This window comes from Pseudomonas sp. MBLB4123 (assembly GCF_051904775.1).
GTDB lineage: Bacteria > Pseudomonadota > Gammaproteobacteria > Pseudomonadales > Pseudomonadaceae > Aquipseudomonas > Aquipseudomonas benzenivorans_B.
In genome coordinates this window covers 2,728,893-2,752,063 of sequence record NZ_CP196711.1, presented here as the reverse complement: position 1 = coordinate 2,752,063, position 23,171 = coordinate 2,728,893, and the positions used below count along the sequence as shown (strand labels likewise).

17 protein-coding genes and 2 pseudogenes are annotated in these 23,171 nt (G+C 70.0%); 6 read left to right on the top strand and 13 right to left on the bottom strand.

Going from position 1 to position 23,171, the window contains the following annotated elements:
• Window positions 1-120: 120 nt before the first annotated feature.
• Together ACSX1C_RS12720 and speA are read left to right on the top strand one after the other, a co-directional pair.
• Window positions 121-492 carry a translation initiation factor Sui1 gene (locus ACSX1C_RS12720; protein WP_439886419.1) on the top strand — a complete coding sequence of 124 codons (372 nt, stop codon included), beginning with the start codon at window positions 121-123 and terminating at the stop codon, window positions 490-492.
• A 136-nt stretch (window positions 493-628) separates the two neighbouring features.
• Complete coding sequence (gene speA, locus ACSX1C_RS12715; RefSeq protein ID WP_439886418.1) at window positions 629-2,542, top strand: arginine decarboxylase; 1,914 nt, start codon at window positions 629-631, stop codon at window positions 2,540-2,542.
• Window positions 2,543-2,602: 60 nt separating this feature from the next.
• Here speA and ACSX1C_RS12710 read toward each other — a convergent pair whose 3' ends face one another.
• Both ACSX1C_RS12710 and ACSX1C_RS12705 read right to left on the bottom strand, forming a co-directional pair.
• Window positions 2,603-3,058 carry a DUF2214 family protein gene (locus ACSX1C_RS12710; protein ID WP_439886417.1) on the bottom strand — a complete coding sequence of 152 codons (456 nt, stop codon included), beginning with the start codon at window positions 3,056-3,058 and terminating at the stop codon, window positions 2,603-2,605.
• 37 nt (window positions 3,059-3,095) lie between these two features.
• Entirely contained in the window at window positions 3,096-4,466 is a 1,371-nt protein-coding gene (locus ACSX1C_RS12705; RefSeq protein ID WP_439886416.1) for an MATE family efflux transporter, read from the bottom strand.
• Window positions 4,467-4,624: 158 nt separating this feature from the next.
• Here ACSX1C_RS12705 and ACSX1C_RS12700 point away from each other — a divergent pair, with 158 nt between their 5' ends.
• Entirely contained in the window at window positions 4,625-9,535 is a 4,911-nt protein-coding gene (locus ACSX1C_RS12700; RefSeq protein ID WP_439886415.1) for an alpha-2-macroglobulin family protein, read from the top strand.
• A 44-nt stretch (window positions 9,536-9,579) separates the two neighbouring features.
• Here ACSX1C_RS12700 and ACSX1C_RS12695 read toward each other — a convergent pair whose 3' ends face one another.
• Complete coding sequence (locus ACSX1C_RS12695; RefSeq protein ID WP_439886414.1) at window positions 9,580-9,873, bottom strand: hypothetical protein; 294 nt, start codon at window positions 9,871-9,873, stop codon at window positions 9,580-9,582.
• Window positions 9,874-10,082: 209 nt separating this feature from the next.
• On the opposite strand from ACSX1C_RS12695, the gene pbpC reads away from it, so the two are divergent.
• Window positions 10,083-12,380, top strand: coding sequence for a peptidoglycan glycosyltransferase PbpC (gene pbpC, locus ACSX1C_RS12690; RefSeq protein ID WP_439889414.1), 2,298 nt, complete (start codon window positions 10,083-10,085; stop codon window positions 12,378-12,380).
• A gap of 3 nt (window positions 12,381-12,383) precedes the next feature.
• Here the strand turns inward: pbpC and ACSX1C_RS12685 are convergent, their stop codons facing one another.
• The 4 genes from ACSX1C_RS12685 to ACSX1C_RS12670 all read right to left on the bottom strand — a co-directional run bounded on the left by ACSX1C_RS12685 (window position 12,384) and on the right by ACSX1C_RS12670 (window position 15,156).
• Window positions 12,384-13,175: a substrate-binding periplasmic protein gene (locus tag ACSX1C_RS12685; RefSeq protein WP_439886413.1), complete on the bottom strand. Its 792-nt coding sequence runs from the start codon at window positions 13,173-13,175 to the stop codon at window positions 12,384-12,386.
• A gap of 251 nt (window positions 13,176-13,426) precedes the next feature.
• Window positions 13,427-14,101 carry a DUF799 domain-containing protein gene (locus ACSX1C_RS12680; protein WP_439889413.1) on the bottom strand — a complete coding sequence of 225 codons (675 nt, stop codon included), beginning with the start codon at window positions 14,099-14,101 and terminating at the stop codon, window positions 13,427-13,429.
• Window positions 14,102-14,110: 9 nt separating this feature from the next.
• Window positions 14,111-14,473, bottom strand: coding sequence for a DUF4810 domain-containing protein (locus ACSX1C_RS12675; protein WP_439886412.1), 363 nt, complete (start codon window positions 14,471-14,473; stop codon window positions 14,111-14,113).
• A 20-nt stretch (window positions 14,474-14,493) separates the two neighbouring features.
• Complete coding sequence (locus tag ACSX1C_RS12670) at window positions 14,494-15,156, bottom strand: CsgG/HfaB family protein (RefSeq protein WP_439886411.1); 663 nt, start codon at window positions 15,154-15,156, stop codon at window positions 14,494-14,496.
• Window positions 15,157-15,649: 493 nt separating this feature from the next.
• On the opposite strand from ACSX1C_RS12670, the pseudogene ACSX1C_RS12665 reads away from it, so the two are divergent.
• Window positions 15,650-16,771: pseudogene (locus ACSX1C_RS12665) on the top strand (HAMP domain-containing protein); the annotation flags it as partial.
• A 126-nt stretch (window positions 16,772-16,897) separates the two neighbouring features.
• Window positions 16,898-17,635, top strand: a complete 738-nt coding sequence (locus tag ACSX1C_RS12660) for a methyl-accepting chemotaxis protein (protein WP_369960382.1) — start codon at window positions 16,898-16,900, stop codon at window positions 17,633-17,635.
• Between the two features lie 16 nt (window positions 17,636-17,651).
• Here ACSX1C_RS12660 and ACSX1C_RS12655 read toward each other — a convergent pair whose 3' ends face one another.
• From ACSX1C_RS12655 to ACSX1C_RS12630, 6 genes and pseudogenes are all read right to left on the bottom strand, one after another.
• Window positions 17,652-18,773: a GGDEF domain-containing protein gene (locus tag ACSX1C_RS12655; RefSeq protein ID WP_439886410.1), complete on the bottom strand. Its 1,122-nt coding sequence runs from the start codon at window positions 18,771-18,773 to the stop codon at window positions 17,652-17,654.
• Window positions 18,774-18,905: 132 nt separating this feature from the next.
• A complete protein-coding gene (locus ACSX1C_RS12650; RefSeq protein WP_439886409.1) occupies window positions 18,906-19,757 on the bottom strand; it encodes a universal stress protein in 852 nt (283 codons plus the stop codon).
• Between the two features lie 11 nt (window positions 19,758-19,768).
• Entirely contained in the window at window positions 19,769-21,256 is a 1,488-nt protein-coding gene (locus tag ACSX1C_RS12645) for a SulP family inorganic anion transporter (protein WP_439889412.1), read from the bottom strand.
• A gap of 252 nt (window positions 21,257-21,508) precedes the next feature.
• Window positions 21,509-21,910 (bottom strand): annotated as a pseudogene (locus tag ACSX1C_RS12640) (GNAT family N-acetyltransferase); the annotation flags it as partial.
• An 87-nt stretch (window positions 21,911-21,997) separates the two neighbouring features.
• A complete protein-coding gene (locus ACSX1C_RS12635) occupies window positions 21,998-22,558 on the bottom strand; it encodes a DUF4136 domain-containing protein (protein WP_439886408.1) in 561 nt (186 codons plus the stop codon).
• Between the two features lie 12 nt (window positions 22,559-22,570).
• Window positions 22,571-23,170, bottom strand: a complete 600-nt coding sequence (locus tag ACSX1C_RS12630) for a DUF4136 domain-containing protein (RefSeq protein WP_439886407.1) — start codon at window positions 23,168-23,170, stop codon at window positions 22,571-22,573.
• Window position 23,171: the final 1 nt, after the last annotated feature.

The following is a 23,171-nucleotide window of genomic DNA, read 5'->3' as shown; positions in this document are numbered from 1 at the left end:
ACACTGCGCGCCCTCTAAGCCCGAGCCGTCCAGCTGGGCTGCGCTGCCCCTGCCAGAGTGGGGCTTCGCGGCTGATTGCTATCAGCCAGTCGCTATCCTGACCCCTACGAGGACAAGCCGGTGGTCAAGAAAGCCTCGTCATTCGCCGCCCTCGGCGGCCTGGTGTACTCCACCGACGGCGGCCGGCACTGCCCGGATTGCGGCCAGCCGGTGGACGCCTGCATCTGCCACAAGACCCAGATCCCTGTCGGCGACGGTATCGCTCGCGTGCGCCGCGAAACCAAGGGCCGCGGCGGCAAGACGGTAACCACCGTCAGCGGCGTGGCCCTGGCCGAGGATGCGCTCAAGGAGCTGGCCAGCGCGCTGAAGAAGCGTTGCGGTTGTGGGGGGGCGCTGAAAGACGGGGTGATCGAGATCCAGGGCGATCACGTCCAACTGCTCCTCGACGAACTGCTCAAACGCGGCTTCCAGGCGAAGAAGTCCGGCGGTTAGCCGGTCCCTCGTCCCGGGTCTTCTAAACTTTCTCGGCAGGTCGCGGGTCGACTGCCGGGCAATGCTCATTTCCTCACTCTAATCTGCTGCTGCCCGGGCTGATCCCCGGCTCTTATCTCTAGCAAGGGAGAACTCGATGTCTGCACGACGCACACGCAAAGATGACGGCAGCCAGTGGACGGTCGCGGACAGCCGCAGCGTCTACGGCATTCGCCACTGGGGCGCGGGCTATTTCGCGATCAACGACAGCGGCCGCGTCGAGGTGCGCCCGAACGGCCCGGACAGCACGCCGATCGACCTGTTCGCCCAGGTCGCGGAGCTGCGCGAGAGCGGCCTGAGCCTGCCGCTGCTGGTGCGCTTCCCGGACATCCTGCAGGACCGTGTGCGCCAGCTGACCGGGGCCTTCGACGCCAATATCGCGCGCCTGGGCTACCAGAGCCAGTACACCGCCCTGTACCCGATCAAGGTCAACCAGCAGGAGGCGGTGGTGGAGAACATCATCGCCACGCAGAACGTCTCCATCGGCCTGGAGGCAGGCTCCAAGCCCGAGCTGCTGGCGGTGCTGGCGCTGGCGCCGAAGGGCGGCACCATCGTCTGCAACGGCTACAAGGACCGCGAGTTCATCCGCCTGGCGCTGATGGGGCAGAAGCTCGGCCACAACGTGTTCATCGTCATCGAGAAGGAATCCGAGGTGCAGCTGGTGATCGAGGAGGCGGCCGAGCTCAAGGTCGCCCCGCAGATCGGCCTGCGCGTGCGCCTGTCCTCCCTGGCCTCGAGCAAGTGGGCCGACACCGGCGGCGAGAAGTCCAAGTTCGGCCTGTCGGCGGCGCAGCTGCTGTCGGTGGTCGAGCGCTTCCGCGGCGCCGGCCTGGACCAGGGTATCCGCCTGCTGCACTTCCACATGGGCTCGCAGATCGCCAACCTGGCCGACTACCAGCACGGCTTCCGCGAGGCCATCCGCTACTACGGCGAGCTGCGCGGCCTGGGCCTGCCGGTGGACCACGTCGACGTCGGCGGCGGCCTGGGGGTCGACTACGACGGCACCCACTCGCGCAACGCCAGCTCGATCAACTACGACATGGACGACTACGCCGGCGTGGTGGTGGGCATGCTCAAGGAGTTCTGCGACGCCCAGGAGTTGCCGCACCCGCATATCTTCTCCGAGAGCGGCCGCTCGCTGACCGCGCACCATGCCATGCTGGTGGTGCAGGTCACCGACGTGGAGAAGCACAACGACGAGGTACCGCTGATCGAGGACAAGGCCAGCCTGCCGGAGACCGTGCAGTACCTGGTCGAGTTGCTCGGCCACACCGACATCGAGATGGTCACCGAGACCTACTGGCGCGCCACCCACTACATGAGCGACGTGGCCGCGCAGTACGCCGAGGGCAAGGTCGGCCTGCGCGAAAAGGCCCTGGCCGAGCAGTGCTACTTCGCCCTGTGCCGGCGCCTGTACAACTCGCTGAAGGCGCGCCAGCGCTCCCATCGCCAGGTGCTCGACGAGCTCAACGACAAGCTGGCCGACAAGTACATCTGCAACTTCTCGGTGTTCCAGAGCCTGCCGGACACCTGGGCCATCGACCAGGTGCTGCCGATCCTGCCGCTCAACCGCCTGGAGGAGGAGCCGCTGCGCCGCGCCGTGCTGCAGGACCTGACCTGCGACTCGGACGGCAAGATCAAGCAGTACGTCGACGAGCAGAGCATCGAGACCAGCCTGCCGGTGCACGAGGTGCGCGAGGGCGAGGACTACCTGCTGGGCATCTTCCTGGTCGGCGCCTACCAGGAGATCCTCGGCGACATGCACAACCTGTTCGGCGACACCGACTCGGTGAACATCTACCAGAACCAGGACGGCAGCGTGTACAGCGCCGGCATCGAGACCCACGACACCATCGAGGACATGCTGCGCTACGTGCACCTGTCGCCGGAGGAGCTGATGACCCACTACCGCGACAAGGTGGCCAGCGCCAAGATCAGCGCCCGCGAGCGCACCCAGTTCCTCGACGCCCTGCGGCTGGGCCTGACCCGCTCGTCCTACCTGGCGTCCTGAAATCTCGCCGCCCAATGACAACGCCCGGCTCGTGCCGGGCGTTTTCGTTTCAGCCGTCGGTCAGCCGAAGAAGCCGTAACCGCGGGCCATCAGCGCGGCCAGCAGCGGGAGCAGCAGCACCAGCAGCAGTTCCAGGCGGATGACCAGGGTCAGCCGCCGGGCCTGGCTCGCGTCGAGCTGCGGCAGTTGGCCGGCCTTGAGCGGCGCGCGCCAGCGCAGGAATTGCACCGTCGGCACGATCGACAGCAGGCCGACCAGCACGAACAGGCCGAGCTTGGCGTGGAACAGGGCGTTGTGCAGGTAGTAGTCCAGGCCCTTGGCGAACCACAGGGCCCGGGCGCCGCCGGTGACGAGTACCAGCACGGCGCTGAGGCCGTAGGCCGCATCGATGCGCACCAGGCTGCGCGCCCTGTCCAGGTCCAGCGGCAGCCGGAGCAGGCGGTGTTCCAGGGTGAGCAGGGCGAACAGGGCGAAGATCGCCAGGTAGTGCAGGTAGGCGGCGAGCGCGGCGGCCATCGGGGGATCCTTTCTCGGTGGGGCGAATGAATTGTGCTCAGTCGGCGGGGCGTTCGCGCACGTGCGTCTGCCTGCCGAACCAGGCGTCGTCGCGGCTGAGGCGATAAGCATAGCCGCCCAGGCTGAGGCTGCGCAGCAGCATGAAGGCGAGGAAGGCCAGCCACAGGCCGTGGTTGCCCAGGGGCTGCAGCGCCCAGCCCAGGGCCAGACCCGGCAGCAGCGCCAGGAGCATGGCGTCGCGCATCTCCCGCGCCCGGGTGGCGCCGATGAACAGGCCGTCGAGCAGGTAACTCCACACCGTCAGCAGCGGCAGCAGCGCCAGGTAGGGCAGGTAGGCGAGCGCCGTGGCGCGCACCGGGGCGATATCGGTCTGCAGGGCGATGAACCAGTGCCCGGCCAGCAGGAAGAACAGGGCGAAGCCCAGGCTCGCCAGCAACGACCAGACGCCGGCGACCAGCAGGTTGCGGCGCAGCGCCTGGCGGTCGCCGGCGCCGAGGGCATGGCCGCACAGCGCCTCGACCGCATGGGCCAGGCCGTCGAGGGCGTGGGCGGTGAGCAGCAGGCCGTTGAGCAGCAGGGCATTGGCCGCCACCGTGGCGTCGCCCAGGCGGGTGCCCTGCACCGTGACCAGGAAGAACACCGACTGCAGCGCCAGGCTGCGGATGAAGATGTCGCGGTTGACCGCCAGCAGCGGCCGCCAGCTGGCCCAGCGGCGCAGCGCCGGCCAGTCGATGCGCCCGGCGTAGCGGTGCAGGGCGCGTCGGGCCAGGTACAGGCCGAGCAGTGCGCCGCTCCACTCGGCGAGCACCGAGGCCCAGGCGGCGCCGGCCACGCCCCAGCCCAGGCCGAGGACGAAGAGCAGGTCGAGGGCGACGTTGAGCAGGTTGGCGGTCAAGAGTATGGCCAGCGGCCCGCGGGCATTCTGGGTGCCGAGCAGCCAGCCGATCAGCGCGTAGCTGGCCAGGGCGGCCGGCAGGCCGAGCAGGCGGATCTGCAGGTAGCCGCGGGCCAGTTCGTCCAGCTGCGCCGAGGGCTGCATCAGGCCCAGGGCCAGGCTGCCCAGGGGCAGCGCCAGCAGGCTCAGCAGCAGCGCCAGGCCGCCGCCGAGCAGCAGCCCCTGCAGCAACACCTGGCGCAGCGCGCCGCCGTCCTCGCGCCCGGCGGCCTGGGCGGCGAAGCCGGTGCTGCCCATGCGCAGGAAGCCCACGCTCCACACCAGCAGGGTGTAGAGGCTGGCGCCGACCGCCACCGCCGCGAGCTGGTGCGCATGGGGCAGGTGACCGACCACGGCGCTGTCGACCAGCGCCACCAGGGGCACCGACAGGTTGGAGAGGATCATCGGCGCCGCCAGTGCCCAGACCCGGCGGTGGGTCGGGCGATGGCGCCAGGCATCGCGTAACAGGGACATAGGGGCTCCGGGTACAGCGGCGCAGTATACGCAAGGCCATACGCCCGGGTACCGGGCGCCCTGTGCGCGGCTGAGCATTTTGCCGCGCGCCGGTTAGCCCCACGGGGGCGCGGGGGCTATAGTGTGCGGCTTCTGCACCCGCAAGATCGGAGCCCGCAATGCCGTACAAAGGACTGTTTCTGGCACTTATTCTCGGCCTGCTCGGCGCCTGCGACTCGGCCACCGAGCCGCCGCAGGTCGATGCCAGCGCGCCGGAGACCGCGCTCGCCAGCCGGCCCGCCGCCGCGCCAGGCCTCGACCGCGGCGCCCTGGCCGCGCGCTATGCCGGCCGCGAGCTCAAGGTGGTGGACGTCTCCGAGGTCCAGCTGGACGGCGCCAGCACGCTATCGGTGAGTTTCTCCGCGCCGCTGGAGCCGGAGCAGGACTTCGCCGCGCGCCTGCACCTGGTCGACAGCAAGACCGGCAAGGTCGACGGTGCCTGGGAGCTGGCCGACAGCCTGATGGAGCTGCGCCTGCGCCATTTGGAGCCGCAGCGCAAGCTGGTGTTGACCGTGGATGCCGGGTTGCAGGGACTCAATGGCGCGCAACTGGCCGAGGAATACAGCAGTCGCCTGCAGACCCGCGACTTGCAGGCCAGCGTCGGCTTCGCCAGCCGTGGCTCGCTGCTGCCGACCCGGCTGGCCGAGGGTCTGCCGGTGATCGCCCTGAACGTCGACCAGGTCAACGTCGAGTTCTTCCGCATCAAGGACCAGGCGCTGCCGCGCTTCCTCGGCAAGTGGGGGCGCAGCAGCAACCTCGACACCTGGGAGGCGCAGCAGTTGCTGCCGATGGCCGAGCTCGTCTACGGCGGGCGCTTCCGCCTCGATCCGGCGCGCAACACCCGCGAGACCCTGCTGTTGCCGATCGCCGGCCTGGCGCCCTTGCAGCAGCCCGGGGTGTACCTGGCGGTGATGCGCGAGGCGGGCAGCTACGGCTATTCGCAGCCGGCCACGCTGTTCAGCCTGAGCGACATCGGCCTGTCGGCGCACCGCTACCGCGATCGCCTGGACGTGTTCACCCAGGCCCTGGCCGGCGGCCGGGCGCTGCCCGGAATCGCGCTGCAGCTGCTCGATGACCAGGGCCGGCAGCTGGCCGAAGGCAAGACCGACGCCGCCGGCCATGCCGAGCTGCCGCTGCCGGCCGGGGCCGAGCTGCTGCTGGCCCGGCAGGAGGGGCAGACCAGCCTGCTGCGGCTCGGCGGCCCGGCGCTGGACCTGGCCGAGTTCGACATCGCCGGGCCCAAGGCGCACCCGCTGCAGTTCTTCGTGTTCGGCCCGCGGGATCTCTATCGCCCCGGCGAGACCGTGCTGCTCAATGCCTTGCTGCGCGATGCCGACGGCCGCGCGGTGGCGGCGCAGCCGGTGAGCGTCGAGGTGCGCCGGCCGGACGCCCAGGTCAGCCGCAAGTTCGTCTGGCAGGCGGATGCGTCCGGCCTCTACCAGTACCAGCTGGCACTGGCCGAGGAGGCGCCGACCGGGCGCTGGCAGCTGCTGTTCGACCTGGGCGACGGCAAGCCGCAGCTGTACGAGTTCGCCGTCGAGGATTTCCTCCCCGAACGCCTGGCCCTGGAGCTCGAGGGCCGTGACACGCCGTTGGCGCCGGCCGAGGCGGCCCGTTTCGCGGTCAGCGGTCGCTACCTGTACGGGGCGCCGGCCGCCGGCAACCGTCTCGGCGGCCAACTCTACGTGCGCCCGCTGCGCGAGGCGGTGGCGAGCCTGCCGGGCTACCAGTTCGGCTCGCTGACCGAGCAGGAGCTGAGCCAGGACATCGAGCTGGACGAGACCACGCTGGACGAGCAGGGCAAGGCCCGCCTGGCCATCGACAGCCGCTGGGCGGCGGCCAAGTCGCCGCTGCAGCTGATTCTCCAGGCCAGCCTGCAGGAGTCCGGCGGTCGGCCGATCACCCGTCGCCTGGTGCAGCCGGTGTGGCCGGCCGAACGCCTGCCGGGCCTGCGCGGGCTGTTCGACGGCGAGCGAGTCGATGCCGGCAGCCTGGCCGAGTTCGAGGTGCTGGTGGCCGACGCCGCCGGCAACAAGCTGGCGGCCGATCGACTCCGCGTGCGCCTGGTCCGCGAGCGCCGCGACTATTACTGGCGCTTCTCCGACAGCGACGGCTGGAGCCATCACTACAACGAGAAGTACCTGACCCTCAGCGAGCAGCCGCTGCGCGTCGCGGCCGGGGCCACGGCGAAGGTCGGTTTCCCGGTGGAGTGGGGCCCCTACCGGGTCGAGGTGGTCGACGCCGACACCGGCCTGCTCAGCAGCCAGCGCTTCTGGGCCGGCTACCGCTGGCAGGACAACGCCGACGGCGGCGCGGTGCGCCCGGACCAGGTCAAGCTGGCGCTGGACAAGCCGGCCTACGCCGCAGGCGACACGGCCCGGATCACGGTGACCCCGCCGGCGGCGGGCCGCGGCTACCTGCTGGTCGAGTCCAGCGACGGGCCGCTGTGGTGGCAGGAGATCGAGGTGCCGGCCGAGGGCCAGGCGTTCGACCTCCCCCTCGCCAGGGACTGGGCGCGCCACGACCTGTACGTCAGCGCCCTGGTGATCCGCCCCGGCGAGCCGCAGAGCGGCGCCACGCCCAAGCGTGCGGTCGGCCTGCTGCACCTGCCGCTGGACCGGGCGCCGCGCAAGCTGGCGCTGAGCCTGACCGCGGCGGACAAGATGCGGCCGAACCAGCCGCTGACGATCAAGGTGCAGGCGCGCAACGCCGACGGCAGCCTGCCCGAGCGGGTGCAGGTGCTGGTGGCCGCGGTGGATGCCGGCATCCTCAATATCACCGACTACCCCACGCCCGATCCTTTCGCCGCGCTATTCGGCCGCAAGGCCTATGGCGCCGACCAGCTGGACGTGTACGGCCAGCTGATCGAGGCCGGCCAGGGGCGGCTGGCCAAGCTGGCCTTCGGTGGCGACGCGGCGCTGGCGGCCGGCGGCAAGCGCCCGGACACCGGCGTGCTGATCGTCGCGCTGCAGAGCCAGCCGCTGCTGCTGGATGAGCGGGGCGAGGGCGAGGTCAGCCTGGATATCCCCGACTTCAACGGCGAACTGCGCCTGATGGCCCAGGCCTGGAGCGACGAGCGCTACGGCATGGCCGAGGCCCAGACGGTGGTGGCCGCACCGCTGATCGCCGAGCTGTCGATGCCGCGCTTCCTCGCCGGCGGCGATCAGACCCGCCTGGCGCTGGACCTCAACAACCTCTCCGGCCAGGCCCAGCAACTGCAGGTGCGGATCGTGGCCGAGGGCCAGCTGAGCCTGGCCGAGGCGGCCGACGCCGAGCGCAGCATCGGCCTGCAAGCAGGCGAGCGCAGCATCCTGCGCATTCCGGTGCGCGCCCTCGGCGGTTACGGCCAGGGGCGGATCGCTGTCGAGGTGCAGGGGCTGGCGCTGCCCGACGAGGCGCTGGCGCCGCTGCGCCGCGAGTGGACCCTGGGCATCCGGCCGGCCTATCCGGCGCAGCGGCGGCACTTCCGCAGCGTACTCAAGGGCGAGCCCTGGAGCCTGCCGGCCGGCGCCCTGGAGGCCTTCGAGCCGGCCGGGCGCGAGGCGCTGCTGGCCGTATCCAGTCGGCCGCCGCTGAACCTCGGCGAGCAGATCCGCGCGCTCAAGGCCTACCCCTACGGCTGCCTGGAGCAGACCGCCAGCGGCCTGTACCCGTCGCTTTACGCCGACGCGGCGAGCCTCGCGCGCCTGGGCCTGGAGGCCGAGCCGGAGGCGTCGCGCCGGCGTGCCATCGAGCTGGGCATCGAGCGCCTGCTGGGCATGCAGCGCTACAACGGCAGCTTCGGCCTGTGGGGCGCCGACGGCGACGAGGAGTACTGGCTCAGCGCCTATGTCACCGACTTCCTCCTGCGCGCCCGCGAGCAGGGCTTCGGCGTGCCGGGCGAGGCGCTGAAGAAGGCCAGCGAGCGGCTGTTGCGCTATCTGCAGGAGCGCAACCTGATCGAGGTCGGCTACAGCGACGACGCCAGCCACAGCCGCTTCGCCGTGCAGGCCTATGCCGGTTACGTATTGGCGCGCAGCCAGCAGGCGCCGCTGGGCGCCTTGCGCAGCCTGTTCGAGCGCCGCGGCGACGCCCAGTCCGGGCTGCCCCTGGTGCACCTGGCCGTGGCGTTGCAGAAGATGGGCGATGGGCCGCGGGCCGAGCAGGCCCTGGCCGCCGGCCTGGCCCACAGTCGCGACAATCGCCACTGGCTGGGCGACTACGGCAGCGCGCTGCGCGACCAGGCACTGATCCTCGCCCTGCTCGAAGAGCACGACCTGGCCGCCGGCAGCCGCGAGCAGCGCTTGTTCGCCCTGGCCGACGAAGTGGCCGGTCAGCGCTGGCTGTCGACCCAGGAGCGCAACGCCCTGTACCTGGCCGGACGCAGCCTGCTCGGCAAGCCCGAGTCGCCCTGGCAGGCCGGGCTCGAGAGCGGGGCCTTCGCGTTCGCGCTGAGCGATACCCGGCCGGGCATCAAGCTGGACGGCGCCGAGCTGGCCGCGCCCCTGAGCCTGAGCCAGACCGGCGACGAGCCGTTGTACCAGCAACTGACCCTGTCCGGTTACCCGGTCGAGGCGCCGGCCGCCGGCGGTGAGAATATGCACATCTTCCGCGAGTACCTCGGTATGGACGGCCAGCCGCTGGCGCTGGACGGGTTGCGCAGCGGCGAACTGGTGCTGGTACACCTATTGGTGGAGGCCAAGCAGCGGGTGCCGGATGCCCTGGTGGTCGACCTGCTGCCTGCCGGCCTGGAGCTGGAGAACCAGAACCTGGCGCAGAGCGCCGCGAGCCTGGCCGATGCCGGCCGCGCGGTGAAGGATTGGCAGAGGTCGATGGCCAATGCCCGGATCAAGCACCAGGAGTTCCGCGGCGACCGCTACGTCGCGGCGCTGGACGTCAGCCCCTACGAGGGCACGCACCTGCTGTACCTGGCGCGCGCCGTCACCCCCGGCAATTACTTGGTGCCGCCGCCGCAGGTGGAGTCGATGTACCGGCCGAACTGGCAGGCCCTCGGCGAGACGCCGGGGCGCCTGGTGGTCGAGGAGCCTTGAGGAGGTTCAGGCCCGCCGCCGCGGCGGCGGGCCTGCAGGCCGAGTCAGCCGATCAGGCCGCCGAGCAGCCACAGGCCCAGCAGCAGCCAGACGACCCCCATGAGGATGGCGCGGCGCAGAAAGGCGCGCACGGCGGCGTAGAGCAACAACAGGCCGATCACCAGTACCAGGATGCCGAGTACGGACGGCGTGATGCCCAGGGCCTTGGACAGACCGCCGATAAAGCCGCTGACGGCGTCGCCGAGTACGCCGAAGACGCCACTCAAGGCCTCGACGACGAAGCGGATCAGGGTGCCGAGCGCCTGGCCGAGCCACTCGAAAAAGCCTTCTACATGCATGCAAGCGTTCCCATGAGCCTGGTGAAGTGCAGACGTCGGCCGGATTGCCGCCCGCAGCCTCGTCGCGAATGGCCGCTAGTGTGCCAGGCTTCGCCCTGCCTTGGCGCGTCGGCGCGGCGGTTCGTGGGGCTGCGGACGCGGCACCGCCTACGGTCAGGGAGCCCGGCATGCCGCGCCTGAGTGGCTGGGCCCGGTCGCGGCGCTGGCCGATGGCCGCGGTGCTGTTCGGCGCGCTGCTGTGGTCGGCCGACCGCCTGTTCCCGCTGCCCCTGCCCGGGGACGACCAGGCCCGGGTGGTGCTGGCCGAGGACGGCACGCCGCTGTGGCGCTTCGCCGATGGCGAGGGCGTGTGGCGCTACCCGGTCAGCCCGGGCGAAGTGTCGCCCTATTACCTGGAGGCGTTGCTGACCTACGAGGACCGCTGGTTCTATCGCCATCCCGGGGTCAACCCCCTGGCCCTGGCGCGGGCCGCCTGGCAGAACCTGGCCGGCGGGCGGGTGGTGTCCGGCGGCAGCACCCTGTCGATGCAGGTGGCGCGCCTGCTCGATCCCCATTCCCGCTCGCTGGCCGGCAAGTTCAAGCAGCTGTGGCGCACCGCGCAGCTGGAGTGGCACCTGTCCAAGGACGAGATCCTCACGCTCTACCTCAACCGCGCGCCGTTCGGCGGCACCCTGCAGGGCGTGGCAGCGGCCAGCTGGAGCTACCTGGGCAAGTCGCCGGCCAGCCTGACCCGCGCCGAGGCGGCCCTGCTCGCGGTGCTGCCCCAGGCGCCCAGCCGCCTGCGCCCGGATCGGCACCCCGAGCGGGCCCGGGCGGCGCGCGACAAGGTGCTGGCGCGCCTGGTCGACTTCGGCGTGTGGCCCCGGGGGACGGTCGAGGATGCCCTGGAGGAGGCGGTGCTGCTGGCGCCGCGCCGCCAGCCGCGTCTGGCGCCCCTGCTGGCGCGGCGGCTGAACCGCCCCGGCAGCCCGGCGCTGATTCGCAGCACGATAGACGCCGCGCTGCAGCGCCGCCTGGAGGACCTGCTGCTGGGCTGGCGGGCACGCCTGCCGGAGCGTACCTCGGCGGCGATCCTGGTGGTCGAGCAGCCGAGCATGGCGGTGCGCGCCTACCTGGGCTCGGTGGATATCGGCGATGCCGAGCGCTTCGGCCATGTCGACATGATCGCCGCGCTACGCTCGCCGGGCTCGACCCTGAAGCCCTTCCTCTACGGCATGGCCCTGGACGCCGGGTTGATCCATTCCGAGTCGCTGCTGCAGGACGTGCCGCGGCGCTATGGCGACTACCGCCCGAGCAATTTTTCCGCCGGCTTCAGCGGCGCGGTGTCGGCCAGCCAGGCGCTGTCCAGCTCGCTCAACCTGCCGGCGGTGCAGCTGCTGGAGGCCTACGGGCCCAAGCGCTTCGCCGGCGAACTGCGGCATGTCGGGGTGCCCCTGGCCCTGCCGCCGCTGGCCGAGCCGAACCTGGCGCTGATCCTCGGCGGTGCCGGCAGTCGTCTGGAGGACCTGGTCGGCGGCTACAGCGCCTTCGCCCGCGGCGGCCGGGCCGCGCGTCCGCGCTTTCAGCCCGGCGATGCCTTGCGGGAGCGGCGCCTGTTGTCGCCCGGTGCGGCCTGGATCGTACGGCGCATCCTCGCAGGCCAGGCGCGGCCGGACCGCGACGCCCGGGCGCAGCTGCTGCAGCGCCCGACCCTGGCCTGGAAGACCGGCACCAGCTACGGCTTTCGCGATGCCTGGGCGATAGGCGTGGCGCCGCGCCATGTCATCGGCGTGTGGATCGGTCGCCCGGACGGCACCCCGGTGCCCGGCCAGTTCGGTCTGGCCTCGGCCGCGCCGCTGCTGCTGCAGGTGCACGACCTGCTGGCCAATCGGGACAGCCAGCGCGGCATCGGTCTGCCGGCCGACCCGCAGCCGGACGAGGTCGGCGTGGCCGCGATCTGCTGGCCCCTGGGCCAGCCCCTGGACAAGGCCGACCCGAACTGCCGGCGCCAGCGCTTCGCCTGGACCCTGGCCGGCACCACGCCGCCGACCCTGCAGGCGACGGAACAACCCCTGGGCCTGGGGCTGTCTGAAACGATCTGGGTCAATGCCGCGGGGCTGCGCGTGGATGCCGGCTGTCCCGGTGCGCAGGCCCACGCCATCGCCCTGTGGCCGGCGCCACTGGAGCCCTGGCTGCCGCGCCGCGAACGGCGCGGCGCGCGCCTGCCCGCGGTGGAGCCGAGCTGCCCGCCGCACCGGCTCGGCCAGGTCGCGCCGCTGGCGATAGTCGGGGTGCGCGACGGCGACCGCCTGAGGCGCCCCGCCGGCAGCGCCGAGCCCCTGCGCCTGAGCCTGTCGACCCTGGGCGGCAGCGGCCGGCGCTGGTGGTTCCTCGACGGTCGGCCGATAGGGGAGAGCGGTGCCGAAGCCCGCTTCAGCCACAGCTTCCGGCATGCCGGCCACTACCAGCTCAGCGTGTTGGACGAGGGCGGACAGACCGCCCAGGTGGGTTTCCGGGTCGGCGACTAGCCCTTAGTCGGTCAGCGGCAACTCACTGTCCGAGCCAGAAGCCCTGGCCGGCTCGGCATAGCGCTCGAGGATGGCCTGCCAGGCCGGGTCCTGTGGCAGCTGCTCGAGGATCGGCAGCAGGTAGTGGTACAGGGCCTCTTGCCCCGGGGGCAGCAGCAGGCGGCGGGCGAAGCGGTCGTGGGGTGTCGGCGAGACATGGAACAGGCCCTGCCAGCCTTCGCGTTCGATCAGGTAGTCCAGGGTCGAGCGGCTGACGATACCGACGTCGACGCGGCCCTTGAGCAGCATCAGCAGTACCTCGCGCTCGCCTGGGGTGTCGCTCCTGTCGATCTTGCCGGCAGCGACCCAGTCGTCGATGCCGTGGTAGCTAAAGCCCAGGACGCCGGCCAGGTGCAGGCCGCTGAGCGATTCCGGGCCGCGGTAGTTCAGGCCAGTCCCGGTCAGGGAGACGATCTCGTCCTGGTCCTGGTAGAGGCTCGGGGTCCAGAGGAACCTCTCCTGCGCCTGATCCTGGAACCAGAGCGGATTCACCCCGATCACCACGCCGTCCAGGTGTCCGTGGTCGAGGTCGTGTTCGATGCGGTTGCGCGGCAGGTATAGCGTTTCGAAGCGGTAGGCGTCGCCCTTGCTGTTGAGGTAGTCGGAGAAGTCGAAATACAGGCCCTGGCGTTGCTGCAAGTCGACGATGAAGGGGGGCTTTAGGTGGTAGGCATAGACCTTGATGTGCTGGCTGCCCAGGACCTGCGCCGAGGCCAGGCAGAGCGCCAGAAGAAAACATGCAAGGATCGATTTCATGAAGTGCCCGGCTGGGTGCCTGGCCCGCCCGCGTGACTCCATCGAATCGAGGCGTGCCTATCCCAGTATGAATCTCAGAAGCAGGGGCCGAGTCCCTTTCGGACTGCTGTGTATACGAATGGGGACTGTGACTGTATGCATGGCCTGTCGTCAACTGTCTCGGCGAGGGAGGGGGTAGTCGGTTGCTTCTGCGCGAGCTCCTGACAGGCGCAGAGCGGCCTTGCGCCGTTCTGCGCCTGTCAGGGCACGTGTTACTGCGCCGCCAGCTGGTCGCGCATGGCTTGTGGCGCGCGAGGGCCGGGGAGGATGCCGTTGAAGGTGCCGGCGGTCAGCAGGCGCTGGCTGGTGATGCCGGCGATCTCGTGGCCTCGGTCGCTCAGGGTGTTGATGATCTGATTGACCGCGGCGGTGATCAGCATGCCGACCAGGCCGCCGCCGCTGTTGTTCTGGTTCTCCGCCGAGCTGGCCCGGGCGCTGCCTTCCCACAGCAGCTGGCCGTTGCGCAGGTCGACCAGCTTGGCGTTGGCGGTCACCGCGACTTCGCTGGTCACCAGCTTGTAGCTGCTGCCGTATTCGCTGACCTCGATGTAGAGGGCGGCATCCGCGCCGAAGATCTCGTGCAGCTTGGCCGGTGGCGCCATGTGCATTTCGTCTGCGTTCATCAGGCCATTCTGTTTGAAGGTCTCGTCCACCAGCGCCACCGGCAGGACGTAGTAGCCCGCTTCGGCGAGGGGCAGCGTGACATGGGACAGCAGGCTGTAGCTGGCCTTGATGTCCGGCGATCGGTTGACCGGCGGCAGCACCAGGATGGAGGCCGGGTTGCTCTGCTTGAACGCGCTGTAGTCGTAGGGCGTGGGAGTGGCGCAGCCGCCGAGCAGGCCGGCCAACAGCAGCAGTGCAAGGGCTTTGCAGGGGTTGAAGCGCATCATGGCGGGTTATCTCTCGGCGTTGCGCAGTAGGAAGTCCATGTAGGGGGCGGACTCGGGGAACAGGGTCTTCTCGGTCTCGAATTGCTGGCGGACCTGATCGGCCTTGCCGACTTCGGCGTAGAGCATGCCGAGGTGGGCATGGAAGCCGGGCGGTGGCACGGCGTCCTGGGCGCGTGCCTCCTGCAGGCTGGCTTCCAGGGCGGCGATCTGCTGCTCCGGGCCGCTGCCGTCATTCTTGAAGTGTGCGTAGACCTGTTCCTGGTAGCCGACCCAGTGATAGAGCGGCTTGGGCTGGCTGACGCAGCCGCCGAGCAAGGTGGCCGCGGCCAGGGTGAGCAGCGCGGCGTATGGCTGTTTCTGTTGGGGCATGTGCAGTCCTTCCCTGGAGATTATTGCGCCGGATGCCAGGCGCCGGTGTCGACGCCGGAGACCAGGTTGTTGACCGCCTCGCGGATGGCCAGGTCGAGGACCTTGCCGTTGAGGGTGGAGTCGTAGCTGGCGGTACCGCCGAAGCCGATGACTTCGCGATTGGACAGGCTGTACTCGCCGGCGCCCTGGACCGAATAGACCACCTCGGAGGTGGTGACGTCGACGATGTTCAGGTTGACCTTGGCATAGGCGATCTGGGATTTGGCGCGGCCGAGGATGCCGAACAGCTGGTGGTCGCCGACTTCCTTGCGACCGAACTCGGTGACGTCGCCGGTCACCACGAAATTGGCCCCGCGCACTTGCTGGTGCTTCTTCGCGAAGGTGCTTTCCCGGGCGATTTCCGCGAGGTTGTCGCGGTCCAGCACGTTGAACCTGTTGGACTGTTGCAGGTGGGTGACCAGGATGGTCTTGGCCTGGCCGCCGAGGCGGTCGACGCCGTCGGAGAACAGGCCGCGCATGTAGCTGGAGCGGTTGTCGAACTTACCCACTGCGATGGGGCTGCGAGCGCCTTGGTAGGTGCTATGGGCGGAGGTCACCTTGGCGACTTCGAGGGTGCGCGATTGCTCGGTGGCGCAGCCGGCCAGCAGGCCGAGCAGACTGACGGCCAGTACCGTTTTCTTCATGGGAAGTTTCTCGTGATAGGGGATTTAGCGGTGCTCGAGCCCAGGGGCAGGGGCGTGCGCCACGGCCCGTGGCGTGGGCGCGGCGAGGGGGCTGCGGCGTGATGAAGCGGGGGAAACGCCTGTGGTGCATCCATGACCCTGGAATCCTTGTTCCGGCCAACAGCTGGAGTGCGGCTGATCGGCTGTATTCGCGTGCAGGTACCTGGGTGGGGGCCAACTTTATGGCAGCCACCCGTCCAGCCCTGGCGAGGCGGGCGAAGTCTACAAAAACCAGGGCCGAGTGGCCACTGGCCAGCGGCTGTTGCGCTACGCCCACTGTGCGCTGGTTCTCGCTTGCCGGTGGCGTTTGGCTAGGCAGCATCCGGTATCGGCCCCGGCCCTCGCCAGGGAGGGTACTGCACCGCGCGTCGGCTCGGCTCACGAGGGGGCTTAACTCCCGTGGCCTGCGGCCGATAACCGAGCAAGGCTGTCATGGCTCGACTTATCGTGCACAATGCTGTATCCAAAATTTTGCCTGTATATCGACAATAACAACGGGAGACTCTCCATGCGCCTCTGGCAACGCAGCATTCAGTGGCAACTGATCCTCAGCATGGGTGCGGCCCTGCTGGCCAGCATCCTGATCGTGGTGGCCATCTATTCGGCGCTGGTCAACCGCCTGGCCGAGCGCTACCTGGTCGAGGAGGCGTTGCCGGCGAGCGTCCTGGCGATCCGCAACGACCTGGAGCGGGTGCTCGCCGAGCCGCTCACCGCGGCGCGCGGCATCGCCCAGAACAGCCTGGTGGCGGACTGGCTGAGCGATGGCGAGGACGCCGCCCGGCGCGAGGCCTTCGCCCGCTACCTGGCCGGGGTGCAGGCACAGCAGAAGGCCCTGACCACCTTCATCGTCAGCCTCGACAGCGGCAACTACTTCACCGGCGAGGGACTCCAGCGCACCCTGCAGCGCGGCCCGGCGGACAACGCCTGGTTCTACGGCTTCGTCGACAGCGGCAAGGAGCGCTCGCTGGACATCGATATCGACCAGAGCAGTCGTCAGCCGACCCTGTTCATCAACCAGCGGGTCGCCGTCGGCGGCAAGACCCTGGGGGTGGCAGGCCTGGGTTTCAGCCTCGGCGCCATGTCGCAGATGATCCGCGACTTCCGCTTCGGCGAGGCCGGGCGGGTCTACCTGGTCAGCGCCGACGGTCGGGTCAAGGTGCACCCGCAGTCGGAATTCAACGACAGTCGCGAGTTGACGCAGTTGGTCGGCGCCGACACGGCCGCCGGGCTGCTCGGCAAGGGGCGCGAGGCGCTACGCTTCGAGCGCGATGGTGAAGCCTTCCTGGCCATCGCCCAGCCGCTGCAGGCGCTGGACTGGCTGCTGGTCAGCGAGATTCCCGAGGCGGAGATCTACGCCGAGGCGCGCCAGGCCATGTTCACCAGCAGTCTGATCGGCGTCGCCGTGGCCCTGTTGTTCCTCGGCCTGGTGGTGCTGCTGGCCCGTGGCCTGGTGCGGCCGATTCGCCAGGTCACCGCCGCCCTGGTGGAGATCGGCGGCGGTGGCGGCGACCTGACCCGCCGCCTGGACGAGTCGCGGGGCGACGAGCTGGGCGACCTGGCCCGTGGTTTCAACCGCTTCATCGCCAGCCAGCGCAGCCTGATCGGCGACGTGCTGGCCACCAGCGAGCGCCTGCGTAGCGCCGTCGGCCAGGTCGCCCAGGTGGTGGAAAACACCGCCGGGCGCGCCGGCCGCCAGCAGGAGATGACCGACATGGTGGCCACCGCGGTGCACGAGATGGGCCTCACCGTGCAGGAGATCGCGCGCAATGCCAGCAATGCCGCCCAGGCCTCCCACGAGGCCCGGGACGAGGCGCAACAGGCGCGCCAGGTGGTAGGCCAATCGATCGCCCATATCGAGCGCATGTCCACCGACATCGGCGGCGCGGCCGAGGCGGTCGGCGAACTGGCCAACCAGGTGGCGTCGATCGACCAGGTGCTGGCGGTGATCCGCGGCATTTCCGAGCAGACCAACCTGCTGGCGCTCAACGCCGCCATCGAGGCGGCGCGGGCCGGGGAGATGGGGCGCGGCTTCGCCGTGGTGGCCGACGAGGTGCGCACCCTGGCCAGTCGCACCCAGAGCTCCACCGACGAGATCCAGGAGATGATCCAGCGCCTCAAGCAGGGGGCGGAAACCGCGGTCAGCTCCATGCACGCCGGCCAGGCCGCCACCGGCACCGGGGTGCAGGCCAGCCAGCGCACCGGCCAATCCCTCGGCGCTATCACCGAGCAGGTGGAGCGGATCAGCGACATGAACACCCAGGTGGCGGCGGCGACCGAGGAGCAGTCGTCGGTCACCGAGGAGATCAACCGCAACGTCCAGGGCATCGCCGACCTGGCCCACGCCACGGCCGGCGAAGTGCTGGCTTGCCGCGAGGATTGCCAGAGCCTGCGCGGCCTGGCCGAGGACCTGGCCAAGCAGATGGGCAGCTTCCGCCTCTAGCTAAGAGGGCGTGGCCTCAGGCCAGCGCCAGGCGATTGCGCCCGGCGTCCTTGGCCAGGTAGAGCGCCGCGTCGACCCGCTTGAAGAAGGCCTCGGCGTTGTTGTCGAGTTCCGGGGCGAAGCAGCCGACGCCGAGGCTGGCGGTCAGCGGCAGGCTGTTGCCCTGCACCTTGAAGCCCTGGCGTGCCAGTTCCTGGCGAAAGCTCTCCGCCAGGAGCTTGGCCTGCTCCAGCGGGGTGTTGGGCATCAGCACGCCGAACTCCTCGCCGCCGAGGCGCAGCAGGGCGTCGCTCTCGCGGCGGAACACCTGGCGCATGCGTTCGGCGAAGGCGCTGAGGCAGGCATCGCCGCAGGCGTGACCGTGCTCGTCGTTGATCCGCTTGAAGAAGTCGATGTCCAGCAGTACCAGGGACAGCGGCTCGTTCTGCCGGTGGGCGTTGGCCACCATCACCGGGAACAGGCTGTTGAACTGATAGCGGTTGCCCAGCTGGGTCAGGCTGTCGGTGCGGCTGAGCTGCTCCAGGCTCTGCTGCTGCTCCAGCAGCTTGAGCTCCAGGCCCAGGGTGTTGTGGTACTCCTGGTGGCTGCGGTTGAGGGCCAGCAGCAGGTAGCTCAGGTAGAAGGTCAGGGTGACCAGGGTGGCGTACTGGATCTCCCAGTGCTGGGCGAGCACTGCCAGTCCCGGCAGGTAGAGCAGCAGCAGGGCGAGGATGGCGCGGCCCCGGCGCATCGAGAAGCTGAAGGCCAGGGCGGTGCTGAAGGCGATGGTGCCGAGGGTGGCGATCAGCCAGGAACTGGCGAACTGCGGATGGCTCAGCGCCCAGGCGTGGGTCAGGCCCCAGGCCAGGGTGGTCACCAGGATCAGCGTCCAGTGCCGGTCGATCCACACCGCCAGCGCCTGGGGCGTGTCCTTGGCGGGCAGGCGATGAAGCATGCGTAACAGCAGCAGCAGGGCGAACAGGGCGATGCCGGCCAGCCCCGCGCCGAGCTGCTGTCCCGGGGCGTTGCTGAACAGCCAGGTCAACAGCCAGGCGAGCAGGTAGTAGACACCGCCCAGGCGCGTGCGAATGCGCGTGTCCTGGGCCTCGCGCCAGAGGGCGAAGGCCGCGGGGTCTTTGGGGAGCTCGCTGTGGGTCATGGCAAGGGATCGCAAAAACAGCCGAGTTAGAGCATAGCGTTTCTGCTGTGGGCGTTGCGCCAAATTGCCTGTTCGACGCATTGGGGCTGTTGTCCCGGCCGAACCCGGATGGCTCGGCCGGGACAGGGGGCTTTAGCGCAGGATCAGCAGCGGACTGTCGCTGGAGCGCAGCAGGTGGCCGGTGGTGCTGCCGACCAGGAGCTGGCGGATCCGCGAGTGGCCGTAGGCGCCCATCACCAGCAGGTCGATGCCGTGTTCGGCCTGGTAGGCGTGCAGGGTCGGCTCGACCTCGCCGGCGCGGATCGCCAGGCGGACCTCGCTGGCCGAGCCCTGCAAGGCGCGCTCGGCGGCCTTGAGCTGCTCCCAGGCATCGTTGGTGTCGGCGCCGACCATCACCAGATGGCAGGGCAGGCCCGCGAGCAGGGGGCTGGCGGCGAGCAGCTCGATGCCCTTGCGCGCGGTGGCGCTGCCGTCGAAGGCGAACATATAGCTCTGCGGCGCCTTGAATGCGCCGCAGCTGACCAGGATCGGTCGGGCCAGGGTGCGGATGGCGTTCTCCAGGTGGCTGCCGACCTGCTGGCCGAGGCTGGCGCTGGCCTCGCCCTGGCGGCCGATCACCAGCAGGCGGATGTCCTGCTGCAGCTCGGCCAGGCTGTCGACCAGCTCGCCATGGCGCTGGCGCAGCTGGGCATCGGCGATGCCGGCGGCCGCGGCGCGCGCCTTGGCCGCCTCGAGCATCAGATGGCCCTGCTCCAGGGCCAGCTTGCTGCGTTTCTCGTCCAGCTCGGCCAGCTCTTCCAGCAGGTGTTCGCGGCTGCCCAGGCCGATGGTGCCGGACAGATCGCTGCGCTGCGGGTACTGCACCTGGTCCAGCACATGCAGGAAGCTCAGCGGCGCGCCCAGGCGCTGGCTGGCCCAGGCGGCGTAGTCGCACACCGCCGGGGCGGCCGGGGAGGCGTCGATACAGGCCATTACGTGGCTCATGGGGTTGCTCCTTAGTGGCCCATCAGGTTGTCGACGGCATCCGGCTTATCGTGCACGGCGAAGCGGTCGACGATGGTGGCGCTGGCCTCGTTGAGGCCCAGGACCTCGACTTCGGTGCCTTCGCGGCGCAGCTTGAGCACCACCTTGTCCAGGGATTCGACGGCGGTGATGTCCCAGAAGTGCGCACGCGACAGGTCGATGCTGACCTTATCAAGGGCTTCCTTGAAGTCAAAGGCGCCGACGAATTTGCCGGCGGAGGCGAAGAACACCTGGCCCACCACCTTGTAACTGCGGCGGCGGCCGTCGGCGTCGATTTCGGAGTCGATGTACAGGAAGTGACCGATCTTGTTGGCGAAGAACAGCGCCGCCAGCAGCACGCCGACGAACACGCCGTAGGCCAGGTTGTGGGTATAGACGGTGACCGCCACCGTGGCCAGCATCACCAGATTGGTCGACAGCGGGAAGGTCCTGAGGTTGCGGATCGAGTCCCAGCTGAAGGTGCCGATCGACACCATGATCATCACCGCCACCAGGGCGGCCATGGGGATCTGGCTGACCCAGTCGCTGAGGAATACCACCATCAGCAGCAGCACGGCGCCGGCCACCAGGGTCGACAGACGGCCGCGGCCGCCGGATTTCACGTTGATCACCGACTGGCCGATCATCGCGCAGCCGGCCATGCCGCCGAGCAGGCCGGCGGCGATGTTGGCCACGCCCTGGCCCTTGCACTCGCGGTTCTTGTCGCTGCCGGTGTCGGTCAGGTCGTCGAGGATGGTGGCGGTCATCATCGACTCCAGCAGGCCGACCACGGCCAGGGCGGCGGCGTAGGGGAAGATGATCGCCAGGGTCTCGAAGCTTAGCGGCACCTCGGGCCAGAGGAATACCGGCAGGGTGTCCGGCAGCTCGCCCATGTCGCCGACGGTGCGGATGTCCAGGCCCAGGAGCATGGCCACGGCGGTCATCGACAGGATGCACACCAGCGGCGAGGGAATCACCTTGCCGACCCTGGGCACATAGGGGAACAGGTAGATGATGGCCAGGCCCGTGGCGGTCATGGCGTACACGTGCCAAGTCACATCCGTGAGTTCGGGTAATTGGGCCATAAAGATCAGGATCGCCAGGGCGTTGACGAAGCCGGTGACCACCGAGCGCGAGACGAAGCGCATCAGGCTGCCGAGCTTGAGGTAGCCGGCGCCGATCTGCAGCACCCCGGTGAGCAGGGTGGCCGCCAGCAGGTACTGCAGGCCGTGCTCCTTGACCAGGGTCACCATCACCAGGGCCATGGCCCCGGTGGCGGCGCTGATCATCCCCGGGCGGCCGCCGACGAAGGCGATCACCACGGCGATGCAGAAGGAGGCGTAGAGGCCGACCTTGGGATCGACCCCGGCGATGATCGAGAAGGCGATGGCCTCGGGGATCAGCGCCAGGGCGACCACCAGGCCGGCGAGCACGTCGCCGCGGATGTTGAACAACCAGGTTTGTTTCAGGCTCTGCAGCATGGGTGTTTCCAATGACGATGCGCCGCCCGCACGGCGGCTGGGACGAAAGACGGTGGACGGGAAGCCGGTCGCGGCAGCGCCCGGCGGGCCGAAAAAGGGCGCACACCCTACCACAGCGGGGCCTGGGCCGCACCGGCAGGGCGGCCGGAGCGGCGGCGCGGGGGGGTACAGCGCCTTGCTGAACTGGATCAGCGCCACCCGCCGGCCCTGCGGGTCCCGGCGCTCGAGGATCGCCTCGGCCCGGTAGCCGAGCCTGGGGTAGAGCAGCAGCCCGGCGCTGTTGGCGTTGAAGCAGGAGACCTGCATGCGCTTGGCCTTGAAGTGTTCGCGGGCCAGGCCTTCCATCACCGCCACCAGGTATTGGGCCACGCCCTGGCCGCGGGCCCAGGGCGCCACCAGCAGGTTGCCCAGGGCGCAGAAGTCGCCGTGCTGCCATTGGTAGAAGTTGGCGAAGCCGGCGACCCGCTCGCCGAGCAGGGCCACGGTGCTGTCGCGCCGCTCGGCCATGGCCGCGGCCAACTGGGCGACGCTCAGCGGCCAGTCGGCTTTCGGATAGGCGAAGAACAGCTCCAGGGCGTTCTGGGGGAAGGCGACTACCTCGGCCAGGTCGGCGGCGTCGGCCGGGCGGTGGTCGAGGGCAGGGGATGGCGGCATCGCTGGGGCTCCTGTGCGCAGGGACCCCATTCATAGCAGCGTCGCGCCCGCTTGTCGCGTCGGCGACGTGGAGGCGCGGCCCGGGTCTCAGTGCGGCGGGTACTGGCCGAGTACCTCGGCCACCGTCCGGCGTAGCGCCGCGGCGCGCTCGGCCGGACTGGGCGAACCTTCGCCCAGGTTCTGCGCCGCGCTGCCGCGCCACACCAGCCGGCCGTCGTGGCCGTCGAACAGGTCGATCTGCAGGGTGCCGACCCGGTAGTCGACGGTGCGTGTCTCGACATAGCCCGGGCCGCCCCAGAAGCCGCCCCAGTGGCCGTGCCAGGCGCCGCCGTAGTGGGTGCTGATCTGCTGCTGGCGCTGGTCGACTATCAGCCAGGCCTGCACCCGCAGGTCGCCGCTCGTGCCTGCGGCCGCCTGGCGCAGGCCGCGCTGTTCGAGTTGCGCGGCGATGGCGGCGCGCAGGCGCTGTTCGGTGAGGTCGCTGGCGAGCCTGGGGTCGTCGGGGCGGTAGCGCACCGCCGGTTCCTGCCAGCTCCAGCTGCGGTAGGCGGCGAAGTCGCGCTGCGGGTCGAAGTCGCGATCCAGGCGGCTGGTCTGGCAGGCCGTCAACAGCAGCAGGACGATCGGCAGCAGCAGGTACGGGCGCATAAGCGAGCCTCCTCAGGCCGGTGGATAACCCCGCAGGGCGCGTTGGCAGGCGGCGCGCAGGGCGTCGGCGCGTTCGGCCTGGCTGCCCGCGCTGGGCAGTTCGGCGCGGCCTTGCCACACCGGCTGGCCGTCGCGGGCATCGACCAGGGTGATGTCGAGCACCAGCACCTCGATCTGGTAGGCGCGCTCCACGGGCATGCGGCCCCAGTAACCGGGGTAGTCGGCGTAGTAGCCGCGCCCGTAATAGCCGTCATAGTGGTCGATGACCTGGCGGATGCGTTGCTCCCGGCGCAACTCGACACCGACCTCGAGGTCGGCGGCCGCGTCGCCGCGGGCCGGGCGCAGGCCGCGCTGGTCGAGGGCGTTGCTCAACGCCTCCTGCAGCAGCTCGGCGCTGGCCCAGGCGCTGGCGGCCGGTTGGCGGCCCTCCTGCCAGGTCCAGTTGCGGTAGCGGGCATAGTCCCGCGGCGGCGCCGGATAGGCGCTGAGATCCAGCTGCTGGGCGGCCTGCGCCGGGGCCGGCGGCAGCGGCAGGGACTGCGCGCGGTAAGGATTGGCGCCCTGGCAGGCGGCCAACAGCAGACACGACAGCAGTGCGGCGAGGCCCTTCATC